This window comes from Mucilaginibacter sp. (genome assembly GCF_028288105.1).
Lineage (GTDB): Bacteria > Bacteroidota > Bacteroidia > Sphingobacteriales > Sphingobacteriaceae > Mucilaginibacter.
Window position 1 is genome coordinate 1 of sequence record NZ_JAQBOI010000112.1, and the last position, 10,032, is coordinate 10,032.

Below are 10,032 nucleotides of genomic sequence, written 5' to 3' on the forward strand. Positions count from 1 at the left end.
AACAACCATGAGCGAAGAAAGATCACTGAATTTTATAGAGGAAATTGTTGAGGGCGATATTGCCGCGGGTAAAAATGGCGGCAGGGTTTTAACCCGTTTCCCGCCAGAGCCTAACGGCTACCTGCATATTGGGCACGCGAAAGCGATATGCCTTAACTTTGGACTCGCACAAAAATATAACGGTAAAACTAACCTGCGTTTCGACGATACCAACCCGGTTAAGGAAGACGTAGAGTATGTGGACAGCATAAAAGAGGACGTGAAATGGCTGGGCTTTGAATGGGCCAATGAGCTGTACGCGTCCGACTATTTTGATAAGCTTTACGACCTTGCCGTTGAGCTGATAAAACAAGGCCTTGCTTATGTTGACGATAGCAGCGCCGAAGAAATTGCCATACAAAAAGGCACGCCTACAGAGCCGGGTGTGGCTAACCAATACCGCAATCGTTCGGTTGAAGAGAACTTGCAGCTGTTTGCCGAGATGAAGGACGGCAAATACCCCGATGGCGCTAAAGTGTTACGTGCTAAAGTGGATATGGCATCGACCAATATGCACCTGCGCGACCCTCTGATGTACCGCATTAAGCACACGCACCATCACCGTACCGGCGATACCTGGTGTATTTACCCGATGTACGATTTTGCACACGGCCAGAGTGATGCTATTGAAGAAATTACCCATTCGATTTGTACGGTTGAGTTTATACCTCACCGCCCGCTTTACGATTGGTTTATTGAGCAGTTAGCGCTGTTCCCGAGCAAGCAATACGAGTTTGCCCGCCTTAACCTAAACTATACCGTAATGAGCAAGCGCAAGCTGCTGCAACTGGTAGAGGAAGGCCATGTAGACGGATGGGATGATCCACGGATGCCAACCATTAGTGGTTTACGCCGCCGTGGTTATACACCTGCCAGTATCCGGGAGTTTTGCGAGCGTATTGGTGTGGCCAAGCGCGAAAACATGATCGACGTTGGGTTGCTGGAGTTTTGCATTCGCGAGGATCTGAACAAAACCGCGTGGCGCCGTATGGCTGTGCTTGACCCGGTTAAGCTGGTGATTGATAACTATCCGGAAGGAAAAACAGAGATCTTCCACGGGGAAAACAACCCCGAAGTTGAGGGCGGTGATGGCAGCCGCGAATTTCCGTTCGGCCGCGAGCTTTGGATAGAGCGCGATGACTTTATGGAAGAGCCTACCAAGAAATATTTCCGGTTGGGTATTGGCCTGATGGTGCGCCTGAAAAGCGCCTATATTATAAAAGGCGAAAGCGTTGTTAAAGATGCTGACGGCAACATTACCGAGATTCATTGCTCGTACATCCCCGAATCGCAAAGTGGTAACGATACCAGCGGCATTAACGTGAAAGGTACCATCCACTGGGTTAGTGCCGACCATGCCAAAAGTGTTGAAGTTCGCTTGTACGACCGCTTGTTCCAGGTAGAAGACCCGGGCAACGAAGACGGCGACTTTAAGGATTACATTAACCCCAACAGCCTGCACGTGTTACCAACCGTTTATGTTGAACCAGACTTGATTAACGCCAAGGTTGGCACACCGGTTCAGTTTATGCGGAAGGGTTATTTTACTTTAGATAAAAACTCTACTCCGGATAAGTTAGTGTTTAACCGCACTGTTACTTTGAAGGATGGCTGGGTGAAGAAATAAGAGCCTCACCCAACCCTCTCCAAAGGAGAGGGCTATAATATTAAAAGCCCATCTGGATAAGACGGGCTTTTTTATGTCAAAAAGCTTTTTAAGTCCTCTCCTTTGGAGAGGGTTGGGTGAGGCTTCTAATATTTTTTGTAAACATTAAACAAAACATCCAGATCAAACTGGGTTAGCTGCGTTGAGTCTTCCCGTTGCACAAAGTGGCGTTTAAAGGCACCTATGGCAGCGGGGAGATTACGGGTATCGTAACCTATCAGTCGCAGGGCGGTAGCGCTGTCGAAATTAACAGGGGCAGGTACAATGATAATGTCCGAATAATAGCCAAATCCTTTGTTTGCCAGTAACTCCCATGGAAATAAGATGCCCGGATCGGGTTTGCGGCCGGGGGCAATATCACCGTGACCAATAAAATTTGCCGTTGGGATATTATAGTCCTTTTTTAGTTTAGCCAGTAGCGAAAGCAGACTATTCATTTGCGCCGTGCTGAAAGGCTCGTTTCCTTTATTATCCAGCTCGATACCTATCGAGCAGCTATTCATATCGCTGATGCTGCCCCACTTGCTTATACCGGCATGCCAGGCGCGCATATAATCGTTAAGCATATGTACCACCTTGCCATCTTTACCTATTACATAATGCGCGCTTACCTGTGGTTTTACTAAAGTGAAAGTCCGCAGGGTTTGCCCTGTCGAATCTTGCGCGGTGTAATGGATAATAACATAGTTGGGCTTCCGCAGGTTAAAGTTAACCGTGCCCACCCACTCGGATGGGATGGCTTTGCCCAGGCTATCGGTAAGCATGGCCGGGTTTTGAGTCAGTAAAGCCTGACTGAGTGAATCGGCATGCTCGCTATAAATTTTATTTGTTGCCGCATATGGGCTCAGCACTTTTTTTGAGCAGGCAGAGATAATAATAGCGGTAAGGAATAGCAGTATCAGGCGATTTTTCATAGTTGATGCTAAATTAGCAAATTTTGTGCCTTGATAGTGAAGAGGGTTGAATACGCAATCGTCCACCACGTCTTTGCGAGGTACGAAGCAATCTCCTGATAGGCATTCCCTCCAACCCGTCATGCCGAATTTATTTCGGTAACTCTCATGCTAAGTAGTCACCAGTCCCGTGAGATCCTGAAACAAGTTCAGGATGACGGTGGTGTTAATCCTTCCCCGCATATGCCTTTACCCATCGGCCCCGGTTTTTGTCGGCCCCGCGCTCTTCGATAAATGATATGGTCCCGCTTTTCAAAATCCTACTAATCCTATAAATCTGCTTAATCCCGGTTCTATTTATTCTTTCTATAGAAATCCTCCAACGTATCCTTATACTCTTCGCGAGCGAACAGATTGGTGATATCCAGGTACGATTTATAGTTGGTGGTGTATTCGAAAGCGTATTTGGCGACGGCGAGTTTAGAGTCGTCGGTAAGGAATTGGTTAAGCAGGGTTACCAGTTGATTTACGGTGATGCCTAATTGCTTGTCGGTTAGTTTGGCTTTTATTACCGCTATCTTTTCTTCGTCGTTACGCTGTTGCTGCATTTCTTTCAGGATGGCTTTGGCCTGCTCGTTGGTCATGGCCTTTTCCGGGTGCTTTAACTTTTGGTAGGCGATGGTTGGGAGCGAGGCTTTAGTAGCTATTGGTTTTGCTTGCGCGATGGTGGCGGAGAAGAGGAGAATGGGTATTAGTAGTTTCATTGTTTAGGGTGTTGTATTAATTGGGATTAAATATAGGAGGAATTTGATAAACAGAAAAGATACGTTAATCCCTAATAGTTCTGAAAAAGGGCAGCAAATCGACCGCCCCTGTTTTATCTGTAAATTCAATGCTATCAAACTCGTGCCATGTATGGTCGGTTTCATTATCCCATGTTCCAAAGTGCAGATCTGGTAAGTTCCATTTATCTACATAGAACCAAGCGCCATCAATTAGTTTTGAACGGATTGCAGTTTCTATTTCTGCTAATGCGATGTTTGTTGGATTATTGAGGATTATGAAACTGTGATTTTTGTAATTAGCACCATCGCGATAGAGATAGGAAAGTTTGATGTTTGGCATAAGGCTAAGATAGCCAGATGCGGGAGGGGTGTCAATCGGATATAAGTGAAGTTAACCAACTGCCAACTTTCCACTTTCCTTCCAGATATAAGCTGGCATAGGCTCATGAAGTTGCCACTCAATATTCATCGGCTTCGATCCGCTTGATTTTATGTAACCGACTTCACCTAAAAAGACATAAGGCATAGTAAAACCAAATTCATCATCGTTTTGCTCACGAACAAATAACAAGATCTTTTTATCCTGTGTACGGTGGTTTATATATGACAACCCTTTATTAGATTCTGGAGTTGTTGCATTTTGAGATTGCCAATGAAATAAGTATTCGTTAATGGCGTAATCATCATATAAAGTAGAGGGGGAGTACTCCTTTTCGGATTTCTTAAGTGTTACAAATAAAGATTCAATATTCAAATCTTTGTTAACTGCAACGCCTTCCCTATTTGATGATGCTTTATCAAATTTATGAAGCCCTGTTGCTACTAATATTTGACTTCGATTATACCGACTGTGTACTTTTAGAGGCAAAGAGAAGTCGGTATCTATCGCTTTTTCAATAAAGTCGACTTTTGAAATCAAATAATTTACTACCTCAAGCAGTTCAGAAATCATCACTGGGTTTTTGGAAACTTGCTTGATGCTTTCTTTTAATGAGCCAAGATCTAATTGAGGACCAGATTTTTGCCATACATCATAGTGGAACATTAGTAACATTAGTTCTTGTTCTTTGCTTAGAGATGTAACATCAAAACGGCTTTCAATTAAGTTCTTTAAAAATTTAAGATAACTTATCGAGTTACACCTTAATAACCGCTTAATGCATCCTGATATCTCATTTTCGTTTGGCTCATTGAAGTCTTCAATTACTTCGGCATCGGCACATAATCTTTTCCAACTATCCTTTTTATAAATCAGTTGAAGCTCGATGTGTTGAATTTCAATAAAGTTATCCAGCGTTAAAGGGAGTGTCGATTGATGTTTAAAATTTTGAATTTTTATGAGCAGTTGTCTTCTATTAAATCCAATGGCTGCTTTGATGTTTTTAAGAATTACCTCTTTGGCTTTCTTTTCTAATACAATCGAACAACCCAAGGGCAAATGTGGAAACTCATCTTCAATTTCTTTAATAATTGAAGTTTGTGTTCTACCTACCAGTGCTCTGAATTTATGTTCAAAGTCATACTCTGGGCGGGCATTACCAACGAAGTCTAAAACGGTTAAACAATCTTTATTGGGAGCAAGCCTAAGCCCCCTACCAAGTTGCTGAAGGAAAATGGTTAAACTTTCAGTAGGCCTAAGAAATAGCACTGTATCAATTTCAGGTATATCAACACCTTCGTTAAATATGTCTCTTACAAATAAATAATTTATCTCTTTACTCCGTAACCGTTCTCTTATTTCTGTTCTATTATTTGAATTTTCACTCGTTAAATAATCCGCTTTTAACCCAGCTATCGTGAACTGCTCAGCCATATATTTAGCATGGTCCATACTTACACAAAAGCCTAATGCCCTTACATCATTTATATCTGTTAGATATTTACTACAATTGTTTAAAATATCTCCAATTCGCCTGTCATCTTCGGTATACAGCTTTGTTAACTCGTTGATTTCATATCTGCCATTTTTCCAGGATAGTTTTGATAGATCAACACTATCTGCTAACGCGAAATATTGAAAAGGAGAAAGTAACTTTCTGTTTAATGCTTCGGGTAATCTTATTTCTGCAGCTATAACCCCACAAAAATCTTTTAAAATATCTTCGCCGTCGCTTCGTTCTGGCGTAGCGGTTAAGCCAAGAAGTAGTTGAGGTGTAAATTGAGCCAGAATAGGCCTATAACTCGATGCCGCGATATGATGGACTTCATCTATGACGATAAAATCGTAAAAATTTGAGGAGAGGGAAAGTTTGTCTATTTGATTAACTAATGTTTGAACCGATGCAAATACGAATTCGTAGTTTTCTGGCTCTTGACCATCAACCCAAAGCTCTCCAAAATTTGCATTTTTTAATACATGCTGAAATTTTTGCTGTGCTTGTTCAAGGATTTCTTTTCTATGTGCTACAAATAGTAAGCGAGCCCGAGGATGGCTGTTTCTAAAATCTTGATAGTCAAAAGCCGATATTACTGTTTTACCTGTCCCTGTTGCCGCAACTATAAGATTTTTGTAGCGGTTATGTATAAGTCTTTCAGATTTTAATTTTTCTAAAATTTCCTCTTGGTATGGGAATGGCTTTAAATCGAAAAACGTAGTTATTAATGTTTTGTCATATGACCGTTGTTGCTTTAGCGCGCTAATAAGTTTGCGCTTATCTTTCCCAATCTCATATCTTTCAAAATCTTTATCTACCCAATATGTTTCGAATGTCTTTTTAAATTTATCGATAATATGACTAATCTCTTTGGATGTTACCTTTAAGTTCCATTCTAAGCCATTTGTTAAAGCTGATCTTGATAAATTTGAGGACCCAATATATCCAGTATTAAACCCTGTGTTCCTTAAAAACAAATAGGCTTTTGCATGTAATCGTTCATGCTCTGAATTGTAGGATATTTTTATTTCGGTGTTTTTTAAGTTGGAAAGAAATTCAATAGCGCTTACATCAGTAGCGCCCATATAAGAAGTGGTTATAATTCTTAACCTTTTACCACTATTTGTAAACTCTTCTAATTCTTCTTTGAAAATCCGAATTCCCGAAAACTTGATAAATGACACCAGCCAACAAATTTCGTCAGCCGAGCGAATTTCCTTTTTTATTTCGCTCTCTAATGAAATACCTACATTATTACCGGTAAATAATTCGCTTTGGCTTAAGCGGGTGTATGGGGTAATTTGCTTAACTCGATCACTAAAATCCGCAAAAGGAGAATCTAATTTAGAAAATACAGCATCTAATATTTTACCTTCATTATCAATCAAATTATCAGATAGGTTGATGCCAGGAAGCTCACTAATTAATAGTTGAATAATTTTATTAGAAAGTTCTATCTGTTTAACTGTTTTATTTTCGTCCTTTATTTCATTCAGGGCAAACTTTATGGTTTCTGCTAAATAAAGGCTCAAATACCTTGATGCTTCCTCTTTATCAAGCAGGGTGCTTTTAATAAAAAATGATTCGCTACTTAAAAGGCCTAATTTATTGCTGATTAGCTTAGTAATAAGTTGCTCGTAAAGACCTAGCTCAAGTGCTGACATTTATAAGGTTTAAGAAAGATTTAACAATGGGGACATCGGCATCTGCCCAATCCAAAGCTAACAATTCATTTGAATGGAACCACTTAAAATCAGCATGCTCATGCAATACAATTTCACCTCCGCTATGCTTACAAATGAATGGGATTAGTTTAATAGTTATAGAAGGATAAGCGTGTATGTTAATAGGTAAAGGCTTAAGAATTTCAATATCTATATTAAGCTCTTCTTTAATTTCTCTTAGCAGACAATTTTCTGGTGTCTCATTGTGTTCAATCTTTCCCCCGGGGAATTCCCATTTTAAAGGCAGGCTCATTATGCTGCTTCTTTGTGCCGCAAATATTCGGTTTTGGCTATCTATAATTAAGGCGCATGTTACTTCAATCACAACCTAATTTACACATTTACTATGTACATCTGCCATCTTATTTCCACTCAAAAAACTTTTAATTTGTTTTATTTGCCGTTTTATCTTGTTCTACTCCGGAAAAAAGTGGACAAGCCCTAAACTAACAATCGGCTATAAATCAACTATTTAAATTTAAAACACATAAATATCCGCTTCGGCTTTTAGCTACCCTCACGCACCCAAAACAGGGCGAAATAAAGTCGAAAAAAGACCTAAAAAAGGCGTTTTTACATGGTGTTCCACTCTGTTCCATTTCCAAAAAAAGTGGGACAAAAACGCTTTTTTATAAGGTGCTGTATATGAGCTTTAAACAAGAGTATTGCTAAGTTTTTGTTTAAATACTGACAGAACCACGCCAATATTAAATCATTTATTATCAATGTGTTACAGTGTTCACGCGTGTTCACATGCGTGAACGTGAACAGCCACTCATGTCCTAATACTGCCCGATAGACAGCAGCACCAGCGTGCAGGCATAATCGGTTTCTATGCCGTTTTCGTGGGCAAGGCGGCGTAGGTGGGAGTTTTCGGTACCGGGGTTAAATATGATGCGTTTGGGGTGGGTTTGTATAATATAATCGTACAGGCTCTCCTGTTTCTGCGGACCTACATACAGGGTTATAGTATCAATATCGGTATGTATGGTTTCGGGTTTTTCGATGGGTACGCCGGCAACTTCGCCGGTTTTAATGCCTACGTTAACAATGGTGTGTCCGCTGCGTACCAGTCGGTTGGCAGCAAGTGAAGCATATCTGCTTTCATTGGGCGTGGCGCCCAGTATCAGTGTTTTTTTATCGGCCATGTTGTTAAAACGTGCAAGATAGGTGTTTGGTTTGCAGTTAATAGCAGGCAGGTAGCTTTTTACATGGCGGTGATTTTTACCACAAAGATCACAGAGGGGGGGACACAGAGCTTTATGCCTTTTGTTGCTCCGTTCCCTCTGTGAAAATCTTCGTTCCCTCTGTGGTTAAATCCTATCTTCCTAAATAAAAAATAATTTAAAATGTTTTCTCGCCTCACTCGTCTTTATATTTAAACACGCAATAAATTGACAGCAGCCGCAATGCCCCAGGATAAAAACAGCCACATCATACAAACAATAGCTTCGTATGGTAAAAGCCTGTTGGGGTTTATTCGCAAGCGGGTTAAGAGCGATGCCGATGCCGAAGACATTCTGCAGGATGTTTGGTACCAGTTTAGCAGCGTGGTAAATGCCGGGCCTATTGAGCAAACCAGCGCGTGGCTGTACAGGGTAGCCAAAAACAAAATTATCGACAAGCATAAAAAACATACCGAAACCTTACTGGATGATATGCTGCCCGCTACCGGTGATGACGACGATGGTCCCGACTTTAATACCATACTGCTTGCCGAAGCTTCTACGCCCGAAACGCAATACTTGCGCAACCTATTTTGGGAGCAGCTTTTTATAGCGCTTGACGAGCTGCCCCAAAACCAGCGACAGGTATTTATATGGCAGGAACTGGATGATATGCCCTTCGAGGAAATTGCAAAACTGACGGGCGAGAACATTAATACCCTGGTATCGCGCAAGCGGTATGCGGTGCTACACTTGCGCAAGCGGCTTAAACAATTGTATAAAGAAATTACAGAATATTAAAAGAAAAAAAAATGAGAAAGTTATTTTATGAACGCAGGTTCATATTTATCCCCATAGGCGTAGCAGCCATATTAGCGCTGGTAAGCTTTGTAGTAATGCAGCTTTGGAACAACCTGCTGCCCGATGTATTGCACGTTACCACCATTACTTATTGGCAGGCCATGGGCATATTTGTGCTCTGCAAGATCCTGTTCGGCTTTGGCCCTAAAGGCGGCGGGGGAGGAGCCCCGTGGATGCGCCGTAAACGCATGATGGAAGAGCGGTTAAGCAGTATGTCGCCAGAGGAACGTGAGCGCTTTAAAGAGCAGATGAAAAGCCGTTGTGGCTGGGGCAAGCGTGGCGTAGATTGGAAAGAGGCCTGGAAAGACGAGCCCATAGCCGAAAAAGAAACGAAGGAATAGTGGGACGGAGCGGGGTGCGATGAACAAAGTGCGCTCCTCGCTCCATAATCCTCGCACTTTAGTAAACATTACATCACCTACAACAATAAAACAATACCCCTATGGATGTGCTGATATTTAAAACAAGCGTTGCCAGCCCGCAGGAAGTAAGCCGGATACACCCGCTGCTAACTTCACTGGCCGAGATCAGGCAATACAACTTTGATCTGGAAGATTGCGACAATATTTTGCGTGTGGTAAGCAGCGGTATCGAACCCCAAATCATCAACCACATGCTGCAGATAGCAGGGTTCACCTGCGAGGAGTTGCCGTATTAGTTGGCAGCTCTGTCTCGCCGCTTCCCCAGTCCTATATACCTCGAAACCCCAGGGTTCGTGCTTTTTCGCACCATCTAATTAGCGGGATTAGGTATCGTTACTTTATCTTAGTTCGATCTACTTATGTGGATCTCCGTGATTGAACCACGCCTTTTTAATTAATTCTCGCCTAAACAAAAAAACCCGCACTAAATAGTGCAGGTTCTTTGTATGCTTTATATTGTATCCGCCGCGAGGCGAAAGATAATTAAACCCTTTTTGATTTGATACGAGCTGCTTTACCGGTAAGGGCACGCAGATAGAACAATTTAGCGCGACGTACTTTACCAACGCTGTTTACTTCTATTTTATCAATATTTGGAGAGT

At 41.7% G+C, this 10,032-nt stretch carries 11 protein-coding genes; 4 read left to right on the forward strand and 7 right to left on the reverse strand.

Features of this window, described 5'->3' with window-relative positions:
- The first annotated feature begins 7 nt into the window (after positions 1-7).
- Positions 8-1,666, forward strand: coding sequence for a glutamine--tRNA ligase/YqeY domain fusion protein (locus tag JWQ85_RS07980; RefSeq protein ID WP_299466597.1), 1,659 nt, complete (start codon positions 8-10; stop codon positions 1,664-1,666).
- Positions 1,667-1,791: 125 nt separating this feature from the next.
- Here JWQ85_RS07980 and JWQ85_RS07985 read toward each other — a convergent pair whose 3' ends face one another.
- The 6 genes from JWQ85_RS07985 to JWQ85_RS08010 all read right to left on the reverse strand — a co-directional run bounded on the left by JWQ85_RS07985 (position 1,792) and on the right by JWQ85_RS08010 (position 8,129).
- A complete protein-coding gene (locus tag JWQ85_RS07985; protein ID WP_299466572.1) occupies positions 1,792-2,619 on the reverse strand; it encodes an N-acetylmuramoyl-L-alanine amidase in 828 nt (275 codons plus the stop codon).
- Between the two features lie 332 nt (positions 2,620-2,951).
- A complete protein-coding gene (locus JWQ85_RS07990; RefSeq protein ID WP_299466575.1) occupies positions 2,952-3,362 on the reverse strand; it encodes a DUF4476 domain-containing protein in 411 nt (136 codons plus the stop codon).
- Positions 3,363-3,426: 64 nt separating this feature from the next.
- The gene (locus JWQ85_RS07995) at positions 3,427-3,723 is read right to left on the reverse strand and encodes a hypothetical protein (RefSeq protein WP_299466578.1); all 297 of its coding nucleotides are present in this window, start codon (positions 3,721-3,723) and stop codon (positions 3,427-3,429) included.
- Between the two features lie 51 nt (positions 3,724-3,774).
- Positions 3,775-6,921, reverse strand: a complete 3,147-nt coding sequence (locus tag JWQ85_RS08000; RefSeq protein WP_299466581.1) for a DEAD/DEAH box helicase — start codon at positions 6,919-6,921, stop codon at positions 3,775-3,777.
- Positions 6,908-7,306 (reverse strand): (deoxy)nucleoside triphosphate pyrophosphohydrolase, encoded by a 399-nt coding sequence (locus tag JWQ85_RS08005; RefSeq protein ID WP_299466584.1) that lies wholly within the window; start codon positions 7,304-7,306, stop codon positions 6,908-6,910. The genes JWQ85_RS08000 and JWQ85_RS08005 overlap by 14 nt, the downstream gene beginning before the upstream one ends.
- 457 nt (positions 7,307-7,763) lie before the next feature.
- A complete protein-coding gene (locus JWQ85_RS08010; protein ID WP_299466586.1) occupies positions 7,764-8,129 on the reverse strand; it encodes a CoA-binding protein in 366 nt (121 codons plus the stop codon).
- 246 nt (positions 8,130-8,375) lie between these two features.
- On the opposite strand from JWQ85_RS08010, the gene JWQ85_RS08015 reads away from it, so the two are divergent.
- The 3 genes from JWQ85_RS08015 to JWQ85_RS08025 all read left to right on the forward strand — a co-directional run bounded on the left by JWQ85_RS08015 (position 8,376) and on the right by JWQ85_RS08025 (position 9,666).
- Positions 8,376-8,948, forward strand: a complete 573-nt coding sequence (locus tag JWQ85_RS08015) for a sigma-70 family RNA polymerase sigma factor (protein ID WP_299466589.1) — start codon at positions 8,376-8,378, stop codon at positions 8,946-8,948.
- Positions 8,949-8,959: 11 nt separating this feature from the next.
- Positions 8,960-9,349, forward strand: a complete 390-nt coding sequence (locus JWQ85_RS08020; protein ID WP_299466592.1) for a hypothetical protein — start codon at positions 8,960-8,962, stop codon at positions 9,347-9,349.
- Positions 9,350-9,450: 101 nt separating this feature from the next.
- Entirely contained in the window at positions 9,451-9,666 is a 216-nt protein-coding gene (locus tag JWQ85_RS08025) for a hypothetical protein (RefSeq protein WP_299466595.1), read from the forward strand.
- Between the two features lie 247 nt (positions 9,667-9,913).
- On the opposite strand, the gene JWQ85_RS08030 is transcribed toward JWQ85_RS08025, so the two are convergent.
- Positions 9,914-10,032: 50S ribosomal protein L19 (locus JWQ85_RS08030; protein WP_299466600.1), on the reverse strand; the 119-nt coding region annotated here is incomplete at its 5' end.